Below are 26,403 nucleotides of genomic sequence, written 5' to 3' on the forward strand. Positions count from 1 at the left end.
GTGACAACTCTCCGAAAGGGTGACGTATCACGTTTAACTCTCCTGTTCATCCGCGTTAGGTGACAACACGATCAAGGCATCGGCAGCGACCAAACCTTTCCCGTCCGCCCGAACCATCACAGGGTTGATTTCAATTTCCGAGATCAGATCGGCGTTTTCGGCGAAGAAAACAGATATGCGCGAAATCAGGTCCGCCAGGCCCCCCCGGTCGGCCGGTTCCGCGCCGCGCAGGCCAGCCAGCATCCTGGCGCCCGGACCCGAGCGCACCATAGATTCGGCGGTTTGTGGCTTTGCCGGAGCGAGCCGGATTTCGGCCGTGTCGATCAGTTCCACCAGAATGCCGCCGGGACCGGCCAGAACGATCGGGCCAAAAGTGTCGTCGCGTTTACAGCCGATGATCCATTCGGCCACGGACCCGTCTTCCATTTCCTCGATCAGCGTCGTGCCGCCCGGGAACCGTTGCGCCATTTCGGTGGTGGCTCGCTTCGCCTCTTCGGGCGAGAGACCCAGCCGGACAAGGCCATGATCTGACTTATGTGGATAGTCGTCGTGACACAGCTTGGCGACACAGCGCCCTTCAGCGGGGTTGCGTTTCGGCACAGGTATACCGATCCGCTGCAGCAGGTCCTTCGCGTCGGCCTCGTGCACCACTTTGCGCCCGGCACGGTGCCAGCTTTCCAGTGTTTCTCTGGGGGTCATGACACTTCTCCCGTCGTGGCTGCCAGCGCCGCAAGGCCCGACGCCGCCCGCGCGGGCGAATCATACACCGGAACAGCCCGTTCGCGCAGCGCCTCGCCCGAGGCATTACTGCGCGCAGCGCCGGTCCAGACGATCAGGATCGGCTTGCCGGTGCTGTCGAACGCTTCGGCCAAGGCTTCGATGAACTGTTGATCCGGCACAAATGTGATGATTGCGATAGCGATATCGACGCCCGGATCATCGGCAACGGCCTCCAGACAGCGACCCACATAGGTGGGATTCGCCAGAACCACGCCGGTCAGGTCGACCGGGTTCGAGACCGACCCGTAGAACGGCACATAGCGCGATAGTGCGGTCTGCGTCGCCTCGGCCAGCACCGGCACCTCGAACCCCGCGCTTTCGGCCAGATCGGTCATCTCGACGCCAAGCCCGCCGGTGACAGAGATGATGCCGACCCGGTTGCCGGCAGGCCGCCGCCCCGCGGCGAGCGCCGTGACGGCATCGACAGCGGCCACGGACTCGCGCGCGCGGATTACCCCGGTTTCACGAAACACCGCGCTGATCACCCGGTCGTCTCCGGCCATCGCGCCGGTATGCGACTGGACCGCGCGCGATCCGGCGCGGCTGCGCCCGCCCTTGACCGCAACGACGTGTTTGCCTGCCTTTGCCAGTTGGCGTGCAACTTCGACGAACCGACGCCCGTCGCGCAGTTCCTCGACATAGCACAGAACCACACGCGTCTGCGGGTCGTTTCCCAGGTAGTCGAGCAGATCTGCCGCCGTCAGATCGGTTTCGTTACCGCTGGAGACGATGGCATTGATCCCCACGCCGCGTTCGCCCAGGCGCAGCGCCATAAGACCCGCAAGCGCGCCGGATTGGGAGATTATCGCTACCGGGCCGGGGCGGAGGTCGTTGAACATGGGGCTGAAGGTCAGTTGCAGGTCCGACGCGGGGCGCACCACGCCTTCGCAGTTCGGTCCGACCAGGCGAAAGGGTGCGTTCTGCATGATTCTGCGCAATCGCAGTTCGTTTTCCTGCCCGTCTTCCCCGGCTTCAGAAAACCCCGACGTCACCCCGACCACGACTTTGACATCGAGCCGCGTGCAGCTTTCCAGCGCATCAAGTGCAACACCGACCGGGGTGGCCAGAACGACCACGTCAATCGGACCGCCGATCTCTTCCAGGCTGCGCACAGCCTCAAGGCCCTCGATCTCGCCGCCTGAAGGGTTCACCGGGATGATCCTGCCGCGATAGCCGTTGCTCTTCAGCAGCGCCAGCACGGCTTGTCCGAGCTTGCCTCTGGTGCGGGACGCCCCGACCACGGCGATGGTACCCGGATCGAACAGACCGTCCAATGCCTGTGCGACCGAGCGTCGGCGTTCAGCCATTCGATTCGTGTCTAGCTCAACCATTTCTTCCTCCGTCAAGTGAAAACGTCGTTGCCTTTTTCAGAGATCTAACGGGCGTTCGATTGTTCTCGCAATGTATTTCGGTTCCGGGGAGACTGAGAGCGCTTGACCTGGCGGTTGGGGCTTGACGACCGGGAAATGACAATCTGGGAGACGACCGAATGAAGGTAAAAGACGGGCCGCTGAGCGATCTCAGGGTGATTGAACTGGGGCATGTGATTGCCGCGCCGATGTGCGGCGCGCTGCTCTCCGATTTCGGTGCCGAGGTGATCAAGATCGAACGACCGGGGCAGGGCGACATGCTGCGGGTTCTGAGCGCGCGCGCCAAGGACGGTGTAGGTGTCTGGTGGAAAACACTGGCGCGAAACAAGCGGCTGGTGGCGCTGGATTGGAAGACCGACGAAGGCCGCGAGGTTCTGCGCCGCCTGATCGAAAATGCGCAGGTTCTGATCGAGAACTTTCGTCCCGGTGTGCTTGAAAGAGCGGGATTGGCGCCGGAGGTTATGCATGAATGGAACCCGGATCTGGTGATCGTGCGGATCTCGGGCTATGGCCAGACCGGGCCGCGGTCCTCCTGGCCCGGTTTCGGTCGGGCCGGCGAGGCCATGAGCGGACTGGCCCACATGACCGGCTTTGCCGACAACGCACCGATGCACCCCGGCTTTCCGGCGGCGGATTCAACCACCGGCCTCATGGCGGCCTACGGCGCGATGATGGCGCTTCATGCGGTGCACAATGGCAGCGCACGGGGGCAGGTGGTGGATCTGGCCATCTTCGAGCCGCTGTTGCGTCTGATCGACTATCACGTTCCAACGCGGACCGGCGCGGGACTGCCGGTTGATCGAAACGGGCTCCAGGCTCCCAACGCCTACGCCCCGGCGGGCGTATTCCGCGCTGGGGACGGGAAGTGGGTTACGGTCAGCGCAGGCAGCGCGGCGACCGGTCGACGCCTATTGGAAGCCGCGGGCGGACAGGAATGGGCTGAACAGCCGCAATTCCAAAGCTTGGATGGCTTTGCGGATCATACGGAAGAGATCGTCGACCGGCTCGGCGCATTCGTGGCACAGCATGACGCGCAGAAAGCGATCGACATCTTCAAGTCCCACGATGCCGTGGCGGCGATGGTCTATGACGTCGATGACATCCTGGCCGATCCGCAGATCGCGGCGCGCGGCGACATCGTTGGGGTCGAGGGAGACGACACGAGGGTCGTCGGACCCGTGCCAAAGCTGGACAAGACGCCGGGACGATTGCGCTGGCTCGGACGCGGCGAACTGGGGGCCGACAGCCGTGCGGTGCTGGAAGAGCTTGGTTTCGACCCCGAACAGATTGCCGCTTTGGTTGACAAAGGCACGGTTGGCGAACCGGACTCCTGATCGGGGTTTGCGAGAATGAAGGAGAATAATCATGACCTATCAAATGACATCGGAGCAGCAGGGAATTCGCGACGCGATCTTTCGGATTTGCGAAGAGTTCGATGATGAATTCTGGCTCGACCGGGACCGCGAAGGCGGCTTTCCGCACGAATTGCACCAGAAGCTGGCGCGCGATGGCTGGCTGGGCATCGCCATCCCCGAAGAGTACGGCGGCGCCGGTCTGGGCATCGTCGATGCTGCCATCATGATGCAGGCCATCGCGGAATCGGGGGGCGGCAACAGCGCGGCTTCGGCGGTGCACATGAACATCTTCGGCCTCAATCCCGTTGTCAAATTCGGCACCGACGACCAGAAGAAAAAGCACCTTCCGCCGCTGGTGGCCGGCGCGCAACGTGCCTGTTTCGGCGTGACCGAACCGACCACCGGCCTGGACACGACCAAGCTGAAGACCCGCGCCGTGCGTCAGGGTGACCGCTATGTCGTGCACGGGCAGAAGGTCTGGATTTCGACCGCCCAGGTCGCCGACAAGATCCTGCTTCTGGCGCGTACCACGCCGCTGGAAGAGGTCAAGAAACCGACCGAAGGTCTAAGCCTGTTCTACACCGATCTCGACCGGACATTCGTCACGGTGCGCGAGATCGAGAAGATGGGCCGCAAATGTGTCGATTCAAACGAGCTGTTCATCGACGGCCTGCCGATTCCGGCCGAGGATCTGATCGGCGAGGAAGGTCAGGGCTTTCGCCAGATCCTGCACGGGTTGAACCCCGAAAGGGTTCTGATTGCCGCCGAAGCAGTTGGCATCGGGCGCAACGCGCTGCGCCGCGCCGCGGATTACGCCAATGAGCGTGTCGTGTTTGGCAGGCCGATCGGCCAGAACCAGGGTGTGCAGCACCCCTTGGCCGCCTGCTGGGCCGAACTGGAAGCGGCCAACCTCATGGCAATGAACGCCGGCGCGCTTTACGATGCTGGCAAGCCGTGTGGAAACGAAGCCAACGCGGGCAAATACCTGGCCGGCGAAGCGGCGGTGAAGGCGACGCAGACCGCGCAGCTGACATTCGGCGGTTTCGGATATGCCAAGGAATACCATGTCGAGCGTCTGGTGCGCGAAGCCATCCTGTTCCGCATCGCGCCGGTCACACCGCAACTGGTGTTGTCGTTCATTGCGGAGCACGCGCTTGGCCTGCCGAAATCCTATTAATACGAACATCAAAGGAAAACCCATGCGAATTGACGGAATGGATGCCATTTTCGCCCCTCGTTCTGTTGCCGTGATCGGCGCGTCGAGTGATCCCAAACGCATCGGCGGACGGCCGGTGGATTTTCTCAGGCGGCATGGGTTCCAGGGCACGATCCTGCCGATAAACCCGAAAACGTCCAAGGTGCAGGGGCTGACGGCATATCCGTCGATCACCGAGGCTCCGACGGCACCGGATCTGGCTGTAATCGCGCTGCCTGCGCGACTGGCGGTTCAGGCGGTCGAGGATTGCGCGGCGCGCGGCGTGCGCGGCGCGGTGATCTTCAGCTCGGGGTTTTCCGAGGTCAACGACGAAGGTGCAGCGCTTCAGGCGCGCATGGTCGATATCGCGCGCGAAAGCGGTATGCGGCTTGTCGGGCCGAACTGCCTTGGCATCGCCAACGTCCGCCACAACCTTTACGCGACCTTCACGCCGGGGGTCGAAAAGCACCTGCCCAAGCCGGGCGGCGTGTCGATCGTCAGCCAGAGCGGCGCCTTCGGGTCGTATTGCATGACGCTCGTCAGGATGCGCGGACTGGGCGTTAACCTGTGGGCGACGACGGGCAATTCCTGCGACGTCGATTTCGCCGATGCGGTGGCCTATTGCGCACAGGATGACGAAACCCGCGTGATCATGGGATACCTCGAAGGCGCGACCGACCGCGACAGGCTGGTCGAGGCCCTTGAACTCGCCCGCGCCCGCGAAAAGCCAGTGGTCATGATGAAGGTCGGACGCAGCGCGGTTGGCGCCGAGGCCGCACAGTCGCATACCGCGTCACTGGCGGGGTCCGACGCGGTCTATGACGCGGCTTTCCGGCAATACGGTGTCTACCGGGCGCACTCTGTCGACGAAATGTTCGATGTGACCTATGCCTGCGCCGAATCCGCGTCGATGATGCAGGGCGACCGGCTGGGTCTTGTGACGGTGTCCGGTGGCGTTGGGGTGCTGATGGCCGACGAGGCAGAGAAACTGAAGCTGGATGTGCCCGCGCTTCCCGATCATGCGCAGAAGAAACTGAAAGCGGTGCTGCCCTTTGCCGGTGTCCGAAACCCCGTCGATGTGACGGCGCAATTGGTAAACCAGATCGACCTCCTGGAAACCAACATGGATGTGTTGTTTGGCGACGGCGAAATCGACGGTGCCATCATCTTCATGTCCACGGTCGGTCTTGTTGCCGACCTGAACGAAGCCATCCGGACCGGGCTGGAGCGCATCCGCGAGAAGTACCCCGGCAGGCCGATGCTGTTTTGTTCGCTGACCGAACCCGAGGGTCGTGCCGCATATGAAAAGTCGGGGTTCATCGTGTTCGAGGAACCGACCCGTGCGGTCCGCGCGATGGCCGCATTGCGCTATTTCGCCAAATCCTTTGCGCGCGCGGGCGAAGACGACCCGATACCCGAACTGCCGGACCTGTCGCCGTTGCCGGACGGCATGGTGAACGAGATCGAGGCCAAGGCGCTGCTTGCCGAGGCCGGCATCGGGATCGTGCGCGAAATTCTGGCCAAGACCCCGGAAGCGGCAGCCGAGGCGGCGCAGGAGATGGGCTTTCCGATCGTGCTCAAGATTGCCTCGCCCGACATCCTGCATAAATCCGATATCGGTGGCGTGGCGTTGAACCTGCGCTCGGTCGAAGAGGTCCGCTCTGCCGGGGCGCGCATACTGGAACTGGCGTCAGAGAAAGCGCCCGATGCGCGGATCGACGGGCTGGTTGTGGCAGAACAGGCCGCACCGGGGCTGGAGGCCATACTCGGCGTGACCCAGGATCCGGCGTTCGGCCCGGTGGTCATGTTCGGTCTGGGTGGGGTGCTGGTCGAGGCCCTGGGGGACGTGTCCTTCCGGGTTGCCCCTTTCGGCCCCGCCGAAGCGCGTCGCATGATCGACGAAATCCACGGTCGCAAGCTGCTGGACGCATTCCGCGGCGCGCCCGAACGCGACATCGACGCGCTCGCTGACGCGCTTGCGCGCCTGTCAGCCTTTGCGGCCCATCACGGCGCCGCGCTTGAGACCATTGATGTGAACCCGTTGATCATCGGTCCGAGTGGCCAGGGCGCCGTGGCCGCAGATGGCGTAATTATCCCCACGAGAAGAGGAGGCCACTGACACCCGTACCCGACACCTTCCCGAGCCTCCGACGCATGTGGCGGGCTTTGTGTAATTTTCTAACAGTTGACAGAAATCACATACGCCGCCATTCTACTTTCTGAATACTGTTCATATAATAGTATGCCGGGAGGGGATTATGGATGACGCGCATCGGGCTTCGGTGAAGGCACGCGGGACCCCCATCGTGAAATCGGTCGCACGCACTTGCCAGACCTTGGTGTATTTCGACGAGGTTCGTCGACCGCTATCGGTCGTGGAGGTCTCCAAGGAATTGGGGTATCCGCAATCGAGCACCTCGGCGCTCCTGAAAAGTTTGGTCGAGTTGGGGTTCCTGACCCACGACGCTAAACGGAAGAGCTATTTCCCCACCGAGCGGGTTCCGCTCTTGGGGTCATGGATGAATCCCGACCTGTTCGGTGAAGGCATCATTCAGCGGCTGCTGAAGGCTATTTCGGAACGGACCCGGCATGTGGTGGTCCTGGCAACCAAGAACGGTGACGACGCGGAGTATGTGCACCTGATCCGTCCGAAAAAGTCGCCGATCCACCACATTTCACTTGGTACGCGACGACCGCTGGGAATTTCGGGGCTTGGGCGGGTTCTGATGAGCCGCTTCAGCGATGAAGAAGTGTGCCGTCTGTTGCGAAGAATCAATGCCTACCGTGCGCCCGACGAACCGGCAGTGGACGTGAAGGCCTTCGTCGCCTCGTTGGCCCAGACCCGCGCCAAGGGGTACTATCTTTCCACCGATCAAGTTGTCAAAGGCGCGGGATTGATCTCCATGCCTTTTCCCAGCCACCAGAGTTCTCGTCTTTTCGCCGTCGGGGTTGGTGCCCCAACGGATGTCATCCTGCGATCCGAAAACGAGATTGTTAATATCATGCGTGAAGAAATTGTTCGGAATCTGGGAAAGAAAGGTCATGACCCAAGAGTCTATGGATCATCGGGGTCCCGTCTGTCGTGATTTCCGATACACCCTTCCCAAAGATGAGTCTCGAATGGACACGAGCAGGTCTGCAGTCGACGATCACGCTATAGATACATTTAAAGCGGCCCGTCATTTGATGCGGCCAAACCTCCCCGGTCGCGGACGTGGCTTCGGTTCTGAATTGGATGAACGCACGGATCAGCTGACCGGGTTTGCTACACCACCGCGGGTTCGCATCCTCGGATGTGGCTATGCTCGGTGGTAACGCCGTGCGGCAAGTTTGACCCAATTCGCCCGCTTTCGTACCATATCAATGTGTCTTCAGAGTCGGGATCGACGTTGCCGAACCTATGCACGGTTGGCCCGGACCTCATCCGCATAACGAGCAGCCGGGCTGAGAGTCGAAGTAAACGCGCCCACCGGCAGGGATCTGAGCGTCTTTGGTTGCCCAGTCCCACACAGGAATGGGGCCGTCCGTCAGGCCTTGGGGGTTCTGCGCAGTGCGGGCCTGATCGAAAGCGCACTCGGACTGGGCATCTTTGTCATCGCGCAGGCCGAGCAGATCAAGCCGCGCGCGCCCGCCCACGATCCGCTGGCGCTTTCCGATCTTGGCCGCGACCTGACGGGGATGGAAACGCCGCAGCTTCATGTGCGCAAGCACCATTATACCAAGGCGCAGCCCTATTTGCTGGCCGATCTGTGGTTGCCGCAACACTATTTTGACATGCTGCCCGAGGGTGCCGACGAAACGCAGCTTTATTCGCAACTGTCGCGCGATCATACCGGCCTGACGGACCTGTCGGGCTACCAGATCATCACTATCGTCCGGGCCGATGTCGCCACCGCCCACTTGCTGGGCGTCACCTTCAGCGAGCCGGTGGCCCGTGTCGTCTCGCGCCTGTTTGATCCCGAAGGCCGACCGGTCATAGCCCATATCGCCCATATCCGCTGCGACGTTTTCACCGCCGAGATCGCAAAGGGCGGCTTCTATGGCGTGCCCATGGAAGAGCAGTGGGGGATCGGGTCCCGGCATCAACAAGGCATCTCTGGTCATGCAGGAGATCGGGCGCTACGGTGCGGCGGCCAATTCTGCGGTGCAGATCAACATTTTCGGGCTGCAACCTGTGGTCGGCTTTGGCACCGACGAACGGAAGGCCCGGATGCTGCGGCCGCTGATCCGGGGGGCACACCGCTCCTGCTTTGGCGTCACTGAACCGGACGTCGGCCTTGACACCACGCCCATATTCACCTTTGCGCGTCGCCGTGCTTCAACGTCCTGCTGAACGGGCGGAACGCCAAGCGGTTTGTCGTCACTTCGGCAGCGGTCGGGTTCGGAATATACGTCCTGGAAAAGGCGGCGGCCTATGCGCGCGAACGCATCGTGTTCGGCCGTCCGATCGGTCAGAACCAGGCGATCCAGCATCCGCTTGTGAGAACACCGCATTGGTTTCGGCCAGCGCAATCGCATGAAGCTGCAATCGCCCTTCGATAACCGGAGAACCCGATGTGCACGGGCCAAAGGCCCGACGACGTCTGTGGCAGGTGCGCGCAGCCGCGCGAACCTTGTCACTTGCGCGGTCCTACATCGTCAGGGCAGGGACCGCTTTCAGAACGCGTTCAACCCTGTCAGGTTCCGCCCGATCACCAGCTTCTGAATCTCGGTGGTCCCATCCGGGATCGGCATGACTTTCGCATTGCGGAAGTGGCGTTCGACGGGAAACTCCTTGGTGATGCCGTTACCGCCGTGGATCTGCACCGCTTTTCCGGCGATTTCGACGGCCATCTCGGTTGCATACCATTTTGCCATCGAGGTCTGGGTGTCGCAGCGCACGCCCATATCAAGAAGTTGCAGCCCGCGCTGGCACAACAGCCGTCCTGCATCTAGATGGGTGGCCATGTCGGCCAGATACCCCTGGATCAACTGATGCCCGCCAATCGGCTTTCCGTGCTGCTCGCGGTCCTGCGCGTATTTGACGGCGCATTCCAGCGCGGCCTGGGCGATGCCGATGCTGGTCAGGCCGACAAACACACGCGCGCTTTCGAACAGCTTCAGTGTCTGGAACAGACCGCCGCCGGAGTTCCCCAGAACATGGGCGTCCGTTGTTTCGGCCCGGTCAAAGAACAATTCGCAGGTCGAGGCACCGACAAGCCCCATCTTGCGCAACTCGCGGCTTTCGTAGCCGCCCTTGTCGCGATCGACGATGACCATGGAGATCCCATCGTCGAGATTACAGACCACGATTGCGAAGTCCGATTGCGCCCCGTTGGAAATCCAGAGCTTTTGGCCCGTAACAAAAATCTTGTCCCCCTTGCGTTCCGCGCGGGTCTTGACCTCTCGCACGTTCGAGCCGACTTCCGGTTCGGAAATGCAGGTGGCACAAATGCGCTCACTGCGCAGGAGCGGCTTCAGATATGTCTCTTTTTGCGCCGCGTCGCCCAGCAGGTTGACCGCGAAAACAGCATGGCTCTGGATCAGCACCGCAATCGCCAAATCGGCCCAGATGCGGGCCAGTTCCTCGTAGAGGATGCCGTAGGTCATCCGGTCGATCCCGGCACCGCCGTCTTCCTCCGGTATCAGTCCGCTGATCAGGCCGAATTCCTCGACCTTGGCGAACAGGGATTTCAGCGTGTCCGCATCCGGCGGGTGGCCGAGATCCTCGTATTTTTCTGCCAACGGCGCGAACTCCGCTTCGGCCATCTTGCGGAAGTTTTCCAGCAACATGCGCTGCTCGTCTGTATAGATTGCCTGAGCGGCGGCGATCACGTTTTCCATATTCTTTTCCTTGTTTCAACGGCCCAGAATGGTGACACAGGCAGCGGCCTCTTCGACGCCGTGCAGGCCGCCACCGTTTTCGGCGATGGCATTCTTCGCACCTTCGACCTGACGCGCGCCAGCCTCGCCCCGCAGTTGCGTGACCAGTTCGAAAACCTGTCCGATCCCGGTGGCCCCGACCGGGTGCCCCTTGGATTCCAGTCCGCCAGAGGGGTTTACCGGGATCCGTCCGCCGATTTTGGTTTCGCCACGCAGGCTGGCCGGGCCACCCTCACCGAACGGGACAAAACCGAGGTTCTCGATCTGGATGACTTCGCCCACGGCGGTGGCGTCATGCACCTCGGCGATCGACATGTCTTCTGGGCCAAGCCCCGCCTGTTCATAGGCCTGAAGTGCTGCAAGGCGGGTCAGGTGGTTTTTGTAATCCTCCGGCGGACGGTCTGTGCCTGAGCGCAGGATCGCGGCCTTGACCTTGATCGCGCGGGATGAATCGAGACCCAGCCGCTTGAGCCCTTCGCCGGTGCACAGAACCGCCGCGGCCGCGCCATCGGAGATCGGCGCGCACATCGGAAGGGTCAGCGGGTAGGTGATGGGCGGCGCGTGCAGAACCTGTTCAACTGTCATCGCATCGCGGTATTGTGCCAGCGGATTATGCGCGGAATGCGCGTGGTTCTTGGCAGAGACGGCCGCGAACTGTTCCTGCGTCGTGCCGAAGGTCTTCATGTGCAGCCGCGCGAAACCGGCATAGACATCCATGAACACGCTGTAGGGCTTGGGCGATTTCGACCCTTGCGGTTCCTCGACCCCGGCGCCCAGATCGGCCAGACGCCGCGCGACTTCTTCGCCATTACTGACGTCCCAACCGCTGTCGAAGGCCGAAAACATCAGCGCGCGGTCATCCGAATACATTTTCTCGGCACCTACGGCCAAACAACAATCACCGTTCCCTGCCTTGAGAAAATCCACGGCCAGCTTGAACCCGGTCGAGGCGCTGGCACAGGCGTTTTCGACGTTGACCACCGGAATGCCCTGAATGCCCATCTCGCGCAACGCGATCTCGCCCCGGATCATGTGCTGGCCCTCCATATGACCCTGCACCGCGTTCGAGAAGAATGCACCGTCGATGCGATCAGCGGTCACCCCGGCGTCCGAAAGCGCGGCGGTGACGGCTTCGCCCGTCATGTCCTTGATGGTCTTGTCCCGGAATTTCCCGAACGGCGTCATCCCGACGCCAACGACATAGATATCCTGCATCTTGCAGTCTCCTTGTTCAGTAGCCGCGAAACTGCGGTTTGCGCTTTTCATTGAAAGCCGCCAGACCTTCGCGCATATCCCACGACCGCATGTGCGCGCGCAGATTCAGCATTTCTTCAGACAAGGCGGCAGCTTCGTCGACGTTCAGTGACCGGTTCGCGACCGCTTTCATGCGGCGCAGCACGGCAGGGCTTTTGTCGGCCAGCTTGTCGGTGAAGGCTTGGACGGCGTCGTGCAGTTCCGCATCCGGGACAACCTTGTTCACCAGTCCCCAGTCCATCATGTCCTGCGCGGATACGTTTTCGCCCGAGAACAGCAGGTATTTGGCGCGGTTCAGACCGATCCGCCGTGGCAGAATCGCTGCGCCCCCGGCCCCCGGAAATACGCCGAAATTGGAATGGGCATCGCCCAGTTTGGCGCTTTCAGCGGCAAAGACCAGATCGCAGGCCATCACCATTTCGAGCCCTCCTGCCATGGCAAGCCCGTTCACAGCGGCAATCACGGGTTTGGGGCCGTCGCGCATCAGGCCGAAGGTATGATCGACCAGATCGAGCAGGTCCGGCTGGCCGGGTTCATGATTGGCACCGGCGACTTCCTTGAGATCCGCACCGGCACAGAACGCCCGCCCCGATCCGGTCAGAACGATGGCGCGGACTGCGTCGTCGGACATCGCGTTCTCCAGGGCGGTGGTCATCTCATGCAACATCTGCATGGACATGGCGTTCATCTGGTCAGTCCGTTGGAGGGTAATCCATTCGGTTCTGGACATACGTTCGACGGATAGGGTCGGGGGTGCTTCAGTCACGTTAACCTCATGATTAAAAACAGGTTTTTAGGTTTTCGGCTTGCTTTTCTTGCTGAAATACGCTGCTATGAGGCGGACCCGCTCGCGCGGAAAACGACAGATGGAGCCTGATATGAGCACTGCACCCCTGGCCGGCATGAAAATTCTCAGCCTCGCCGAACAATTCCCCGGTCCCTATGCAACAATGCTGCTCGCGGACATGGGCGCCGAGGTCATCATGGTCGAAAGGCCGGGTATCGGCGATCCGGCCCGGCAGTTTCCACCCCTGTTCCGGGCGCTGAACCGGGGCAAGCGCAGCGTTGCGCTCGACCTGAAATCGACCGAAGGAATGGCACAGTTTCACGATCTGGCTAAAGGTGCCGATGTCATCGTCGAGGGGTTCCGACCCGGCAAACTGGCGGCGCTCGGCGCCGGTTTCGAAGACATGCGCGCGATCAATCCGCGCCTCGTTTACGTGTCGATCTCGGGATACGGGCAGGATGGTCCCTATCGAGACCGGGCGGGCCACGATCTGAGCTACGAAGGTGTCGGTGGGCTGCTGGCCGATCAGGCGGATGCCGGACAGCCCGGACCGCTGCCGACCATTCCACTTGCGGATGTCGGCGCGGCGCTGTTCGCGGCCATTGCGATTCTGTCGGCGGTCGTTTCCAGCGAGCGCACGAGGCAGGGGAGGTACGTGGACGTCTCGATGTCGGACGCAGTGGTCTCCATGCTCACCGCCTTCCTCGTTCCGGCCGCGAATGGCACGCCGTTGGGCGAATTCATCTCCGAACCGGCCTATGGCGTTTTCACCTGCAAGGATGGCAAGCTGATGACGCTGTCCATCGCGCATGAGGACTGGTTCTGGAAGCCGTTCTGCAATGTGATCGGCAAGCCGGACCTGGCCGGATTGAAAGGCCGTGACCGCGTCGCCCGCAAGGACGCACTGCGCGAAGAGATCGCGGCGGTGCTGGTCAGCAAAACGCGTGCCGATTGGGGAGTTTTGTTTGACACCGCGGGCGTGCCTTGGGGGCCGCTCAATTCGTTGGTCGAAACGCTGGACGACCCGCATGTACGTGCACGGCAACTGCTGCGCACCGTCGCGCATGACAGCGGCAAGACCGAGACTTTCCTGGTTCAGCCCTTGAAATTCAATGACTTTGTATCCGGAATTTCGGGCCTTCCGCCCGAGCTTGGCGCTGACAATGACAGCGTGTTCGCGGGCGGATCCGACTAAAGTCGCCCGCCCACATTCGGCCCTAGCAGGCAAAGGAATACCCCCCATTCACCGGATAGGTCTGTCCGGTGATCCAACTCGCCGCGTCCGAGCACAGAAACAGGATCATGCCGGCAGGGTCTTCCGGCTCTCCCAACCGGCGGATCACATATTGCGACAGGGCCCGCTTCTCGGTCTCTGCGTCGGGGATCAGATCGGCGACCGCCGGCGTGCGTGTTCCGCCGAGGGCGACGCAATTCGCGGTGATCCCGAACCGGCCACCGGCCTTTGCAATGGCCCGCATAAAGCCCGCGGCTCCCGCCTTGGCACCGGAGTATACCGCCAGATGCGGCTCTCCGACGCGGCCCGCGTCGGATATAACGGTCACGATCCGCCCATAGCCGCCTTTGACCATCAATGGCATTGCGTGGCGGGTACAGTTCAGCACCCCGTCGTAATTCGTGGCCATCCAACGGCGCCATTCGGTTGGGTCGGATTCCCAGAACGGCACAAGATCGTCAAGCCGCGACGTCGGCCCGGCGTTGCCCGCATTGTTGACCAGGATATCAACGCCGCCAAAGGTTTCCTGCGCTTCGGCAAAGGCTGCGCCAACGGCCTCGAAATCGGATACGTCAAATGCCAGCGGAAGCGCCTTGGCGCCTGCGGCCTCCACCTCTGCAGCAACGCTTTCTGCGCGTTCGGCGTGGAAATCATTGACCACAACGGCGCCAGCGCCGTGCTGCGCCAGATACAGCGCGACCTGACGGCCCACCCCCTGTCCGGCACCGGTTACAAATGCGGTACGGCCCTTGATGTCGAGGAGTTCACTCATAGTCTGTCCCTTTCTATCCAAGCCACCTTTTGCGACGCCGATAGTGTTTGATGTCGCGATAGCTTTTGCGTTCGCCCGACGCGGTGACACCGAGATAGAATTCCTTGATGTCCTCGTTGTCCGCGAGTTTGTCGGCGGGGCCATCCATCACGATACGCCCGTTTTCCATCACATAGGCATAGTCCGCGATCGACAGCGCCGCGGCGCTGTTCTGCTCGACCAGGAAAAAGGTCGTCCCTTCGGATTTGAGTTGCCTAAGCACCGCGTAGACATCCCGGATCATCATCGGGGCGAGCCCGAGCGATGGCTCGTCAATGGCGATGATCTTGGGTTTCGCCATCATGGCGCGACCGATCAGCAGCAGCTGTTGCTCGCCACCGGACATGAATCCGGCGGTTCGGCTGCGTAGCTCGGTCAGGCGAGGGATCAAAGTATAGACATGCTCCAGCCGGTTTTTCAGCTCAGCGGAGTTGGGCACCATATGCCCGCCTACGATAAGGTTCTGCTCGGACGTGAGGTGGCGCAGCACGCGCCGCCCTTCCATCACATGGATGAGACCGGTCTTGACCACGTTTGACGCTTCCATGTTCTGGATCGGCGTGCCGTTCAGCGTGATGGAGCCCGCCGAAACAGTTCCGTCCTCCGACTTCAACGTGCCTGAAATAGCTTTCAGCGTCGTGCTTTTCCCCGCCCCGTTGCCGCCGAGCAGCGCAACACACTGACCTTCGCGCACATTCATCGAAACGCCCTTGAGCGCCAGGATGACATCGGAATAGGTCACTTCTACGTTGTTGAGTTCCAGCATGGTATTGTGCCCGGGGTTAGGGTTCAGAACGGGCGCCGCGATCGCGGCGCCCGGTTGTGTTCACCACTTCTTGACGTCGGGAACATCCACGCCCGTTGCTTCGATGGTGATCTTGCCGTCCTTGACGGTGCCAACATTCACTTGAAGACCTTTCAGAGGAAATGGCGCATCGGGGGTGAAGGTCAGCGTCGGCAGGAACCCTTGGGTTTCCTCCGCTGTGATCGGCTGGGCAAAGAGCGCCTCGCGTACTTTCTCGCCGGTCAGACCTTCGGCCCCGTTCTCCTCGATCGCGTGGCCGATTACGGCGACGGTATACAGCCCCTGCGAAATACCCATCGCGGTGACCACGTTCCAGGGTGCTTCCAGGCCATAATCCGCAGCCAGCGTTTCATAGAATTGCCGCGCGGGTGTGTCTTCATCCGCAGCAACTGCCATGCCGTAGGCCTCGTAATCGCCTTCGAGCTGATCAAGTCCGCCAAGCGCGCCGCCCGAGGCAGGCAGCCCGTTATGCGAGCTCATCATGATCGGGATGTCGGCACCGTTGGCCTGCAATCCACGTTTCGCCGCAACCACGATAGAGGTGTTCGTCTGAACGATCAGCGCCTCGGCACCTGCCCGCGCGACGCGGCGCATCTGGGCCGTCAGATCCGTTGGTTGCACCTCGGTATAGATGATCTCGACCAGATCGAGCTCTTCTGGATGTTCTTCTGCGTAGAGTTCCAGGCCCTTTGCCATGTCGACGTAGGCGGGCGAGGCTTCGGACGCCAGGATTGCGACCTTGAGGGGTTCGTCACCGCCGCGCTGTTCACGCATCCAGCTCAGGAAGCCAGCGCTCTCGTGCGAATAGGTCGGACGCGGATTAAAAATCCACGCGTCGGATTGCCAAGCATAGCCGTAGGCGGCTGTCGCCATGAACATCGGAATCTTGTCTTCCGGCAGGCGCTCGGAAAGGGCGGCAACATCCGGTCCGCCAAGGCCGACGACCGCAATCGGGTCCAGTTCCGATTTGATTCCCGGCCAAAGGCTCGCCACCTGGGCGGCGTCATAACGGGTTTCGTAGTTCTTATAGTTCAGCTTCACACCAAGTTTCTGACCGCTGGTGGCGTTCCACCAGTCGAAAACCGCTTCGCGGCTCGAAGCCAGTGTCGGCATGATATCGGCATAGGGGCCGGAGAAATCCGAAAGGAGGGCAAGGTTATACGTCGTTTCGGCCTGTGCCTTCAGCGGTATGGTCGCCGCGAGGGCCATGGCACCTGCGGCCAGCATGCCGCGAAGCCCGTGTCGTGTCTTGTAGGTCATTGTTATTCCTCCCAGGTTGAAAGCCGTTCTATCGGTCAGTAGGGGAACGGCCAGATACGGTAAGACGATTTCATAATATTCCAGCGGTGCATCAGCCCCTTGGGTTCCAGGATCATGAACAATGCGATCACGCCGCCCAGAATGACGTTCATGCCCGCGAACACGATGTCGCCGCCCAGAAAAGATACCGAATCGGCGATATTCGGGCCGACGGTCGCGATGATTTCCTGGATGATGCGGATGACGAACACCCCGACCAATGCGCCCACAATGGATCCCATGCCGCCGACGATGATCATCGCCACGAAAAAGATTGAATGGAAGAGGGTGAATTGATCGACACCCACAAAGCGTATCATATAGGCCCAGAGAGCCCCGCCGACCCCGGCATAGAACGCCCCGATGAGAAAGGCATTCGCCTTGGTGGCCGCGACATTGATCCCCATGATCCCGGCCGCCACATCGTCGTCCCTGACCGCCACGAAGGCACGTCCGAAGCGCGAGCGCACGATACCGAACGCACCTGCGATCATAATCGCAGTGACCGCGAAATTCATGTAGAATTGCGCGGTTTCGCCAACGAAGCGCAGCCCGAATAGCTCTGCGGGAGGCACGGTGATGCCGTTCGACCCGCCCATCCAGTTCGAGGGCAGGTTCAGGACGGCAAAGTGAAAGATGAACTGCGCCGCAATGGTGGTGAGGGCAAGGTAGAACCCCTTGATCCGTGCCGCGGTCAGCCCGAAGAGAAAACCGAACAGCGCAGCAGATAACCCGGCCAGCGGGATCGTCAGAAGGAATGTGAGACCCGTTTTCGATGCCAGAATCGCGGCGGTATAGGCCCCGACACCCATGAACGCGGCCTGGCCAAGGTTGATTTGCCCCGCATATCCGGTGCAGATCTGAAGCCCGACGGCGATGACCGCGCTGATCATCATCATGTTCAGAATCGCGACGATGCGTCCGCTCACGAGGTAGGGCGCTGCCAGCATGAGACCGACGAAAAGCGCGAGAGCAGCCATTTGCCAGCGCGTACGGACAACACGCCTGTCGGTGCGATAGCTGGTGGGGAAAATGCCGGAAGGATCCATGACTTACACCCTCTCGATCGTGCGCCAGCCGAACAGCCCCGTGGGCCGTACCAGCAAGATGGCGAGCATGATTATATAGGGCACGACACTGCCCAGCGAACCGCCGATCATCGGATCGAGGTAGTTTGTGGTCAGACTCTGCGCCACACCGATGATCACCCCGGCAAGGATCAGACCGCCGATGGATTCGAGCCCGGCAAACAGCGCAACGGGGAGCGCCGCGAACCCGATATCGGACGCGAGGAAGGTCAGTGACTTGCCGCTGAGAAAGATCATCGCACCGATCGTGGACAGGATCGATCCCAAGATCCACGCGAAGGCAATCGACCCCTTCACGGAGATCCCCATCGAGGAGGCGACGACATGATCCTCCGCCACGGCGGTCATCCGGAGCCCCGACCGGGTCCGGTTAAAGAACCACGACAGGCCAACAGCCGCGACGACGGTGATGATCCCTCCGATCAACAGGTTCATCGGGATCAACATATCTCCGAGAAAAAGCGGCTTTAACGGAAAGATGATCGGAAAGGGCCGGACAGCGGGGCCGAACAGCAGCAGCACAAGCCCGCGCAACAAGATCAGCAGGCCGACGGTGACCATGACCATCGAAAACACAGATTCACCGATCAGCTTTGTCAGGAAGATCCGTTCAATCGCATATCCGACCAGACCCGCCAGAACCAGCGATAGAGGTATCGACAACCACAGGCTTAGCCCGACCTGCATGGTCGTGAACCAGACGATGAAACCACCGATGATCACAAGTTCGCCCTGCGCGAAGTTGAACACCTTGCTGGCGCGGTAGATCACGACAAATCCCATGGCGACCAATGCGTACAACAGGCCGATCAAAGCCCCGGTTATGATGTCATTGATGAAATAGACCATTCTTGTCGACCTCCCTTAGGTTTGCGACTGCCGACCGGCAGCCTTCGATGCATTTTCCACATCCGATACCCGAACCGTGGCCTTCAGCACGCCTTGCCGACCGTCCTGATAGGTCACGGCGATTTCAAGGTCGGTCTCCGCCTTGCCGTCATAGATCGCCTGAACAAGCTTCTCATACCGCTCTTCGAGAAACGCCCGACGGAGTTTCCGGCTGCGGGTCAGCTCGCCTTCGTCCGGGTCGAGTTCCTTTGGGAAATTAGCGAACCGGGCAACGCGTGAACCTTCCGGAAGAAGGGTGTTGATCCGTGCCACTTCGCCTTTGATAAGATCCAGAATCTCCGGCTTCTGCGACAGGTCGGTATAGGTTGAAAAACTGATCTTGTTCTCTTCTGCCCAACGCCCGAGAACTTCCATGTCGATATTTATCAGCGCGCTCACGAAATCTCGGGTCTCGTCGCCCAGGGTCATCAGATCCTTGATGAAAGGGCTGTAGCGCAACCGTGTCTCGATGAATTGCGGCGGATAACTGTGCCCGTTTGCCAGCCGGCGCATGTCCTTGACACGGTCAAAGAACAACAGCTCGCCGTCGTTTGTCATCGACACGGCGTCGCCAGTTTCGTACCAGCCGTCATCGGTCAGCACCTCGGCTGACTTGTCAGGTTTGCCGTGATAGCCTCCGAAACCCGATCCGCCGCGAACCTGAAGCTCGCCCTCGGGGGAAACCCGGTATTCCAGCGGTTCGCCATAGGCGGTATTGCTCGGCATCCAGCTGCCGCTCGTCTCCAGCTGATAGCTGTCGCCCACATGCGCGGTCAGCAACCCGATTTCTGTCGCCCCGTAGACATTGCGCAGCTTCACGCCCATGGCGTGGAACATGCGAAAGACGTCCGGTGCCATCAGGGCACCACCGCTCAGCGCATTCCGGGCTTTGCCGAGACCGAGATTGTCGCGCAGGTGGTGCAGGACCAGCGCCTCGGCGAGAGGCAGTTGCAACCGCGCGGCAAGACTTGGGCTGCGCCCTTCCAACCGTTCGACGTGAACCGCGCGACCAACCTTCATACCCCAATCGTACATCGCGTTGCGGACCTTACCGGCCCCCAGCATCCGGGCCTGAACGATGGAGGCAAGGTTCTCCCACTGGCGCGGGCTGAACACGAGCGCGTCGACCGCCAGTTCGCGGATATTTGTCAGCACGTCCTCCGGGCCTTCGGGAAAGTTCACCACCATGGGCGCGATCAGTCCGATCGACAGGCCAAAGATCTGTTCCGTCACCCAGGCGGGAGAAATGTATGTCAGGTATTCCGTCCCGGGCGCGATGTCGATCGCACCCATCACCCGAGAGCAGTTATCGAACAGATAGCGATAACTGATGACGACACCCTTCGGCTTGCCCGTCGTCCCGGACGTATAGGACAGTAGCGCGGTATCTTCTGCTTTTCCGCGCTTGACGTGCTCTTCAAAGCGGGTTGGGTCGCTGTCGTGGATCTGCCGCCCGGCGTCGCTTACGCTTTCGAAGGAATCCAGCAGCGGATGGTCGTAGCCCCAAAGGCCCGACCCGTCCCAGTACACGATCGCAATGGCACCGTCATACTCATCCGCGACCTCAAGACATTTATCGACCTGTTCCTGATCCTGCGCCAGAAAAACCCGGGTCTGCGAATCCTGAGCGAGATAGAGGATCTCCTCGGCGGTCTGGTCGGGATAGACAGACAGGACTTTCCCGCCCAGCGACTGTACCGCGTATTCCGCCCAGAAATGCTCCGGCTCATTTTCCCCGATCATCATGACGGAATCGCCGGCTTTCAGGCCTTTGCTCTCCAGCCCGAGCGCCAACGCACGGACCCTTTCCAGCACATTTGCCCACGTGAATTCGCGCCAGATACCCAGACGCTTGTGCCGTTCGGCAAGCCCGCTAGGCTCGGAAAGCGCGCGGGCCAGCAGGACCTGGGGCAGGGTTTCGCTTTGCGTCACTGCCGGGTCGGAATAAACCATTGCTGTTCGTTGCTTGACCATTCCGCTACCCCAGATATGCCTTGATCACAGCCGGGTTTTTCTGAATCTCCTCGGGCGTGCCTTCGGCAATCACCCGTCCGAAATCCAGCACCACGATCCGGTCGGCAAGATCCATCACCACGCCCATGTCATGTTCGACCAGAACCACCGGTATCTTGCGCGCCTCGCGCACATCGAGAATGAAGCGCGCCAGGTCTTCTTTCTCTTCCGAGTTCATGCCCGCCATCGGTTCGTCCATCAGCAGGATTGATGGTTCCTGCGCCAGCGCACGCCCCAGATCGACCCGCTTGCGCAGCCCGTAACCCAATGTGCCCACGGGCCTGTTTCGGATCGCCTCGATCTCCAGAAAATCAATGATCTCCTCGGCCGCTTCTCGATGCTCCGATTCCTCGCGCATCACGGGACCAAACTGGAAAAACGCCTGGATCACATTCGATTTCATCAGCATGTGCCGACCGATCATGATGTTTTCGACCACGGTCTGGCCGGCGAAAAGATGGGTGCCCTGAAAGGTACGCGCCAGACCGCGCCGGGCGATCTGATCCACGCGCAGGCCCGTCACGTTTTTGCCGGAGAGTTCGACGTGTCCCTTCTGTGGGCGGTAAAACCCTGCCGTGACATTTAGAAGCGACGTTTTGCCGGCACCGTTCGGACCGATGATTGCAAGCAACTCGTCGTCATTCACAGTGATGCTTACGTCGTCCAGCGCGGTCACACCGCCGAATTTCAGTGTCGCGCCGCGAACCGCCAAAGGCGCCAATTCCGAAGATGTGGTCACACCGTGATCCACATCTGCCTGCGACAGCATGTTGTGCGGTCAATCGACAAGGCATGAACTGCCACCCGATTGACGTCGAGGTCTCCTCGCATCAACGCTCCTCCCCGCGCTTTTCCCGGAATCTTTGCCGGAAGTTTGCCCGGCTTTTCCACCGAGCGGTTATCTAAAACTAACACATGTTAGAAAAATAAATCAACAACTGACTCTGATAACTTCGCATAAATAATCAGGTCGCGGAGTAATCGGCGGAAGAACAACGCACGCCGGTTTCGTCCTGACACCAGACCGTACCTGTGGTGCCATCGGGTCGGCAATTCAGCTGTATTTCACAGGGCAGGGTGAGCGGAGCGAGGCCTCGGAATAAAAATCCTTGAGGAGCCTTGTTCAAGGCATCCGCTGCAAGGTTCAGGAGCAGCGTTGCCTGCAGGGGGCCATGCACGACAAGTCCGCGATAGGCTTCGACTTCGGTCGTATAGGGCTGGTCATAATGGATACGGTGGCCATTGAACGTCAGCGCCGAATAGCGAAACAACAGCACCGAATCCGGGGTGAGGCGCGATCTGAGCGTCGTCGGGTCCGGGGCTACGAACGTGTGCTTTTCGGATTGCGATCGGCTGATGTCTTTATAGACAATAGTCTGCTTTTCCTGAATGCAGACCTTTTCGCCATTCGAATACTCGTGATTGACGGCTACAAAAACCAAGGTTCCGCTGCGCCCTTGTTTGGCGGTTATGTCCCCGATGGTCGAACGGCGCGTGACCGTTTGCCCGACAGTGAGCGGCGCGATATGCGTGACATCGCTCCCGGCCCACATCCGCGAGGGCAACGGAACAGGGGGCAGGAACCTGCCTTGTGGAGAATGCCCATCGTCCGAGAGAGAGCCTCCCGGTGCAGAATCGAGGGTCAGACACCAGTGAATTCCCAGCGGGACGTCGCCCGCACCGGCCCAAAGATGCGCGTCGAACGTGGCGCGGAACCTGTCTATCAGGCTCGGCGTCAGGATGTCCTCTTTGGTTTCGGTCCGTCCCAGCCAGGGCTTGAGCGATTCAAGATCGATCTGCATCAGGCGTTCCTCAGAAAGACCGCGGCATACCGAGAATATGCTCGCCGACATAGGACAGGATAAGGTTGGTCGAGATCGGGGCCACCTGATACAACCGGGCCTCCCGAAACTTGCGCTCGACATCGTATTCCCGCGCGAAGCCGAAGCCTCCGTGGGTCTGGATACAGGCGTTGCCCGCCTCCCAGCTGGCATCGGCGGCCAGCAGCTTGGCCATGTTTGCCTGCGCTCCGCATTCCTGCCCCGCATCAAAACGCCGACAAGCCTCAAAGCGCATCAGGTTGGCCGCCTCGACGTTCACATAGGCCTTGGCGATGGGAAACTGCACACCCTGATTTTGTCCGATGGGGCGGTCGAACACGATGCGCTCGCCGGCATAGGCGCGGGCCTTGTCCACAAACCAGTAGCCGTCGCCGATACACTCCGCCGCGATCAGGGTCCGCTCCGCGTTCAACCCGTCCAGGATATGGTAGAAGCCGCGCCCTTCGGTGCCGATCAGGTTCTCGGCGGGAATTTCGAGGTTGTCGAAGAACACTTCGTTGGTCTCGTGTCCCGGCATATTGGCAATGGGACGGACCTCCATACCATTGCCGATGGCCTCTTTCAGATCGACCATGAAGATCGACAGGCCCTGTGATTTCTTCTGGACGTCCTTCAACGGGGTGGTCCGCGCCAACAGGATCATCAGGTCAGAATGCTGGATACGGCTGATCCAGACCTTCTGACCGTTGATCACATAGCGGTCGCCTTTTTTGACAGCTGTAGTCTTGAGCTTGGTGGTGTCGGTTCCGGTGGTCGGTTCGGTCACGGCCATGGATTGCAGGCGCAGCTCGCCGCTGGCGATACCAGGCAGGTACTGCTGCTTTTGCGCGTCCGAGCCGTGCCGCAAAAGCGTACCCATGTTGTACATCTGCCCATGACAGTGACCCGCGTTGCCCCCACAACGGTTCACCTCTTCCATGATGATCGAGGCTTCGGTCAGGCCAAGACCCGATCCGCCGTACTCCTCGGGGATCATTGCAGCGAGCCAACCTTCCCGGGTAAGGGCATCGACAAACTCCTCGGGGTAGGTGTTATCCTCGCCGAAGTTGCGATGGTATTCGGGCGGGAACTGCGCGCAGAGCGCACGCAACGCGTCGCGCAGATCATTATGTGTTTCAGGGGCCGATGTTTGCATGGCTCAGGATGCTCCGGGGCCGGAGGTTTCGAGGATTTCCTCTTCGGCGCGCTGCCACAGCTCATAGGAAATCGGGTTCTCGCTTTCTTCAAGGATATGACCGACCAGCCCGATGGCGCGTGCCATGACACCGAAACCGCGCACGATCTTCCAGGGAAAGCCGAATTCGCAGCAGATCGCACCGATTGCACCGGTGGCATTGATCGGCAGCATCTTGCCGGACTTCTCTTCGGCAACGGCCTGTATCTTCTGGATCAACTCGATGTATTCACCGGATTTGCCGTTCTGCGCCGCAATTTCGAACAGGCGCGGAGCACGCGGATCGACCGGCTTGTGCACAGGATGGCCCAGGCCCGGCACGATGGCCTTTTTGGCGCGGAATTTCTCGACGGTCTCCAGCGCGATGGCGTCCAGATCGGCGCCGGTGCCAAGCTTGTCCTCGGGCAGCGCCTCGTAAAGCATCTTCGATGCGCCCTCCATCGAGCCGACAAACACGGTGCCCAACCCGCACAACCCAGCCGCGACAGCCGCCTGAAGCGACTCCGGCGCACCCATATAGGTCATGCGTGCGGCCAGGGCTGACGGCGTGATGCCATGTTCGACCAGGGTAATCACGATGGCGTTGAAAACGCGGCTTTCTTCGGGCGTGGCCTTGCGGCCCGTCAGTTGCAGAAAGGCGAGATCGCCGAGATTCATGTGGCCCAAAATCTCATTCGGCAGGTCGAGCCCCCGCACACTGATTTGGTCGGGGGTGCTCCAGCCGATGTCGGAGGTAATTTTCTCTTTGCGTTTAGCCATCAGACCGGATCCCACGGAAAGACATCCGCTGATACTTCCAGCGGTGTGAATTGCGACTTGAGCGCGGGAATAGCGCGCTCGGCGATTTCATCTGCGGTCCAGCCTTCACCGGAATGGACGGAGCGCAGGGGGCGAGGCTGGTTGAACAGGAATATCTCGTTCTTGCGCACCGCGAAGATCTGCCCCGACACATCTGCCGCACGGTCGCTCATCAGGAAACAGGCCATTGGCGCAACCTTCGCCGGTGTCATCTCCTTGATCTTGGCGACGCGCGCCTTCTGTTCCTCCGTGTCGGTCTTGATCGACGAGATCATCCGACTCCAGGCGAAGGGCGCGATGCAGTTCGACCGCACGTTCCAGCGCTTGAGGTCCAGCGCCACCGATTTCGAAAAGGCGGCGATGCCCAGCTTGGCGGCGGAATAGTTCGCCTGGGCGAAGTTGCCGATCAGCCCCGAGGTCGAAGTCATATGCACCAATGCCCCGCTTTCCTGTTCGCGGAAATAGTCGGCGGCGGCGCGGCTGGTGTTGAAGGCACCGTAAAGATGGACCTTCACCACCGCGTCGAAATCCTCGTAGGTCATCTTGTGGAAGAAGCAGTCGCGCAGGATGCCGGCGTTGTTCACCACGGCGTCTATGCGGCCGAATTCCTTGACGCCAGCCTCGATCATCGCGCGCGCGGCGTCCGGTTCGGTAACGCTGCCGGCGTCAGCGATTGCGTCGCCGCCCGCTGCCTTGATTTCCTCAACCACCTTTTGCGCCGCGGTTTCCGTCTGGCCGGTGCCTTTCAGCGACGCGCCCAGATCGTTAACCACCACGGCGGCGCCTTCGGCCGCAGCCATCAGCGCAATATCTCGACCGATCCCGCCACCCGCTCCGGTGATCAGAACAACCTTTCCATCAAGTGCCTTTGACATCTTCGTCCTCCCTCAGCTTGTCTTGCGGTATTTGTCGAGACCGCCGGTATGCATGACGCGGCCCATGAGCGGCGCTTCGATGATCTCTTCCGCCTTGAGCGCGGCCGCGATCAGCTTGTCCAGGTCGATGCCGGTTTCGATGCCCAGCTCATGGCACAGGAAAACCGCGTCCTCGGTGCAGACATTGCCAGCAGCGCGCGCATGGCCGTGGCCCGCGAAAGGACAGCCCCCAAGACCGGCGACCGAGCTTTCGAACATGTCCACGCCCATCGAAAGGGCGGCGTGGAGATTGGCGATACCAAGCCCGCGCGTGTCGTGGATGTGCATGCCGATCCGGGCGTCCGGGGCCAGTTCGCGCAGGGCACCGATCATCCGCTTCACTGCTTCGGGGTTTCCCCACCCCATTGTATCCGCGACGACAAGGATTGGCACAGGGATCTGTTCCTCCTCGCAAAGCGCGAGGATAAACCGGAAATCGTCGAGAATGCGCTCTTGTGAAATCGGGCCTTCGAAGTTGCAGCCGAAGGCCGTCATCACGTAGGCGGCGTCGACGGTATAGCCTTCTTCCTTGTAAAGCCGGACCCAGTCACGTTGCTTCTCGCGCATTTCGGCGGAAGAACAATTGTTGTTCGATTGCGCAAACGCCTCGGATGGATAGAATAACAGGCGCGGGTCGATATCGACCTCATGCGCGGTCAGTGCCTTGCGAAACCCCTTGTCGTTCAGCCAAAGCGACGTGTAGTTCACTCCCGGCTTGCGCTTGATACGCTGGAACAGCTCGCCGGTATCGGCCATTTGGGGCACGTATTTCGGGCTGACGAAGCTGCCGACCTGAATGCGTTTCAAACCGGTTTCGCTGAGCATGTCGATTAGTTCGATCCGCTTTTCGATCGGGTAAATCTTCTTTTCGATCTGAAAGCCCTCGCGCGGGCCTTCTTCTCTGAACTCGACGAATTTGGGAAAGTCGCTCATCT

General features: G+C 60.7%; 24 protein-coding genes and 1 pseudogene. 8 read left to right on the forward strand and 17 right to left on the reverse strand.

The genetic code is table 11. The features are described from left to right. Nucleotides 1–33: 33 nt before the first annotated feature. A complete protein-coding gene (locus tag AC13DE_RS07870) occupies nt 34–699 on the reverse strand; it encodes an acetate--CoA ligase family protein (RefSeq protein WP_037929878.1) in 666 nt (221 codons plus the stop codon). After that, the gene (locus AC13DE_RS07875) at nt 696–2,111 is read right to left on the reverse strand and encodes an acetate--CoA ligase family protein (protein WP_240790884.1); all 1,416 of its coding nucleotides are present in this window, start codon (nt 2,109–2,111) and stop codon (nt 696–698) included. The genes AC13DE_RS07870 and AC13DE_RS07875 overlap by 4 nt, the downstream gene beginning before the upstream one ends. 158 nt (nt 2,112–2,269) lie before the next feature. Between AC13DE_RS07875 and AC13DE_RS07880 the strand changes: the two genes are divergently transcribed. The 7 genes and pseudogenes from AC13DE_RS07880 (at nt 2,270) to AC13DE_RS07910 (ending at nt 9,242) form a co-directional block, all read left to right on the forward strand. Continuing rightward, nucleotides 2,270–3,484, forward strand: coding sequence for a CaiB/BaiF CoA transferase family protein (locus AC13DE_RS07880; RefSeq protein ID WP_114865565.1), 1,215 nt, complete (start codon nt 2,270–2,272; stop codon nt 3,482–3,484). Between the two features lie 31 nt (nt 3,485–3,515). After that, nucleotides 3,516–4,682, forward strand: coding sequence for an acyl-CoA dehydrogenase family protein (locus AC13DE_RS07885; protein WP_114865564.1), 1,167 nt, complete (start codon nt 3,516–3,518; stop codon nt 4,680–4,682). Between the two features lie 22 nt (nt 4,683–4,704). Next, nucleotides 4,705–6,819 (forward strand): acetate--CoA ligase family protein, encoded by a 2,115-nt coding sequence (locus tag AC13DE_RS07890; RefSeq protein WP_240790883.1) that lies wholly within the window; start codon nt 4,705–4,707, stop codon nt 6,817–6,819. 139 nt (nt 6,820–6,958) lie between these two features. After that, on the forward strand, nt 6,959–7,786 hold the full coding sequence (locus AC13DE_RS07895) for an IclR family transcriptional regulator (RefSeq protein WP_114865562.1): 828 nt from the start codon (nt 6,959–6,961) through the stop codon (nt 7,784–7,786). Between the two features lie 592 nt (nt 7,787–8,378). Next, nucleotides 8,379–8,699: pseudogene (locus AC13DE_RS07900) on the forward strand (UTRA domain-containing protein); the annotation flags it as partial. Nucleotides 8,700–8,802: 103 nt separating this feature from the next. Continuing rightward, entirely contained in the window at nt 8,803–9,033 is a 231-nt protein-coding gene (locus AC13DE_RS07905; RefSeq protein ID WP_353937234.1) for a hypothetical protein, read from the forward strand. Then, a complete protein-coding gene (locus AC13DE_RS07910) occupies nt 9,030–9,242 on the forward strand; it encodes an acyl-CoA dehydrogenase family protein (protein ID WP_483047521.1) in 213 nt (70 codons plus the stop codon). The genes AC13DE_RS07905 and AC13DE_RS07910 overlap by 4 nt, the downstream gene beginning before the upstream one ends. Nucleotides 9,243–9,356: 114 nt before the next feature. On the opposite strand, the gene AC13DE_RS07915 is transcribed toward AC13DE_RS07910, so the two are convergent. From AC13DE_RS07915 to AC13DE_RS07925, 3 genes are read right to left on the reverse strand one after another with little or no spacing between them, the layout of a single operon-like run. Then, a complete protein-coding gene (locus AC13DE_RS07915; RefSeq protein ID WP_114865559.1) occupies nt 9,357–10,523 on the reverse strand; it encodes an acyl-CoA dehydrogenase family protein in 1,167 nt (388 codons plus the stop codon). A gap of 15 nt (nt 10,524–10,538) precedes the next feature. Next, complete coding sequence (locus tag AC13DE_RS07920; RefSeq protein WP_114865558.1) at nt 10,539–11,777, reverse strand: thiolase family protein; 1,239 nt, start codon at nt 11,775–11,777, stop codon at nt 10,539–10,541. Nucleotides 11,778–11,793: 16 nt separating this feature from the next. Further along, entirely contained in the window at nt 11,794–12,582 is a 789-nt protein-coding gene (locus tag AC13DE_RS07925) for an enoyl-CoA hydratase/isomerase family protein (protein ID WP_240790882.1), read from the reverse strand. Between the two features lie 112 nt (nt 12,583–12,694). On the opposite strand from AC13DE_RS07925, the gene AC13DE_RS07930 reads away from it, so the two are divergent. Continuing rightward, the gene (locus AC13DE_RS07930; RefSeq protein WP_240790881.1) at nt 12,695–13,798 is read left to right on the forward strand and encodes a CaiB/BaiF CoA transferase family protein; all 1,104 of its coding nucleotides are present in this window, start codon (nt 12,695–12,697) and stop codon (nt 13,796–13,798) included. A 22-nt stretch (nt 13,799–13,820) separates the two neighbouring features. Here the strand turns inward: AC13DE_RS07930 and AC13DE_RS07935 are convergent, their stop codons facing one another. The 12 genes from AC13DE_RS07935 to AC13DE_RS07990 form a co-directional block, all read right to left on the reverse strand. After that, the gene (locus AC13DE_RS07935; protein WP_132998117.1) at nt 13,821–14,609 is read right to left on the reverse strand and encodes an SDR family NAD(P)-dependent oxidoreductase; all 789 of its coding nucleotides are present in this window, start codon (nt 14,607–14,609) and stop codon (nt 13,821–13,823) included. 13 nt (nt 14,610–14,622) lie between these two features. Further along, nucleotides 14,623–15,414 carry an ABC transporter ATP-binding protein gene (locus AC13DE_RS07940; protein WP_114865554.1) on the reverse strand — a complete coding sequence of 264 codons (792 nt, stop codon included), beginning with the start codon at nt 15,412–15,414 and terminating at the stop codon, nt 14,623–14,625. 60 nt (nt 15,415–15,474) lie between these two features. Further along, on the reverse strand, nt 15,475–16,713 hold the full coding sequence (locus AC13DE_RS07945) for an ABC transporter substrate-binding protein (protein ID WP_037929839.1): 1,239 nt from the start codon (nt 16,711–16,713) through the stop codon (nt 15,475–15,477). Nucleotides 16,714–16,748: 35 nt separating this feature from the next. After that, the gene (locus AC13DE_RS07950) at nt 16,749–17,801 is read right to left on the reverse strand and encodes a branched-chain amino acid ABC transporter permease (protein WP_037929836.1); all 1,053 of its coding nucleotides are present in this window, start codon (nt 17,799–17,801) and stop codon (nt 16,749–16,751) included. 3 nt (nt 17,802–17,804) lie between these two features. Continuing rightward, nucleotides 17,805–18,689, reverse strand: coding sequence for a branched-chain amino acid ABC transporter permease (locus AC13DE_RS07955; protein WP_037929833.1), 885 nt, complete (start codon nt 18,687–18,689; stop codon nt 17,805–17,807). A gap of 15 nt (nt 18,690–18,704) precedes the next feature. Next, nucleotides 18,705–20,702 carry an AMP-binding protein gene (locus AC13DE_RS07960; RefSeq protein WP_289086120.1) on the reverse strand — a complete coding sequence of 666 codons (1,998 nt, stop codon included), beginning with the start codon at nt 20,700–20,702 and terminating at the stop codon, nt 18,705–18,707. 4 nt (nt 20,703–20,706) lie between these two features. Further along, nucleotides 20,707–21,510 carry an ABC transporter ATP-binding protein gene (locus AC13DE_RS07965; protein ID WP_051694609.1) on the reverse strand — a complete coding sequence of 268 codons (804 nt, stop codon included), beginning with the start codon at nt 21,508–21,510 and terminating at the stop codon, nt 20,707–20,709. Nucleotides 21,511–21,706: 196 nt separating this feature from the next. Beyond that, complete coding sequence (locus AC13DE_RS07970; RefSeq protein ID WP_037929827.1) at nt 21,707–22,543, reverse strand: HTD2 family dehydratase; 837 nt, start codon at nt 22,541–22,543, stop codon at nt 21,707–21,709. 10 nt (nt 22,544–22,553) lie between these two features. Beyond that, complete coding sequence (locus AC13DE_RS07975) at nt 22,554–23,717, reverse strand: acyl-CoA dehydrogenase family protein (RefSeq protein WP_037929824.1); 1,164 nt, start codon at nt 23,715–23,717, stop codon at nt 22,554–22,556. A 3-nt stretch (nt 23,718–23,720) separates the two neighbouring features. After that, nucleotides 23,721–24,515, reverse strand: a complete 795-nt coding sequence (locus AC13DE_RS07980; RefSeq protein ID WP_114273059.1) for a citryl-CoA lyase — start codon at nt 24,513–24,515, stop codon at nt 23,721–23,723. Continuing rightward, nucleotides 24,515–25,429 (reverse strand): SDR family NAD(P)-dependent oxidoreductase, encoded by a 915-nt coding sequence (locus tag AC13DE_RS07985; RefSeq protein ID WP_114865552.1) that lies wholly within the window; start codon nt 25,427–25,429, stop codon nt 24,515–24,517. Before AC13DE_RS07985 ends, AC13DE_RS07980 begins: the two co-directional genes overlap by 1 nt. A gap of 12 nt (nt 25,430–25,441) precedes the next feature. Then, nucleotides 25,442–26,401: a hydroxymethylglutaryl-CoA lyase gene (locus AC13DE_RS07990; RefSeq protein WP_037929818.1), complete on the reverse strand. Its 960-nt coding sequence runs from the start codon at nt 26,399–26,401 to the stop codon at nt 25,442–25,444. Between the last annotated feature and the right edge of the window lie 2 nt (nt 26,402–26,403).

Source organism: Sulfitobacter sp. L-8 (assembly GCF_056859255.1).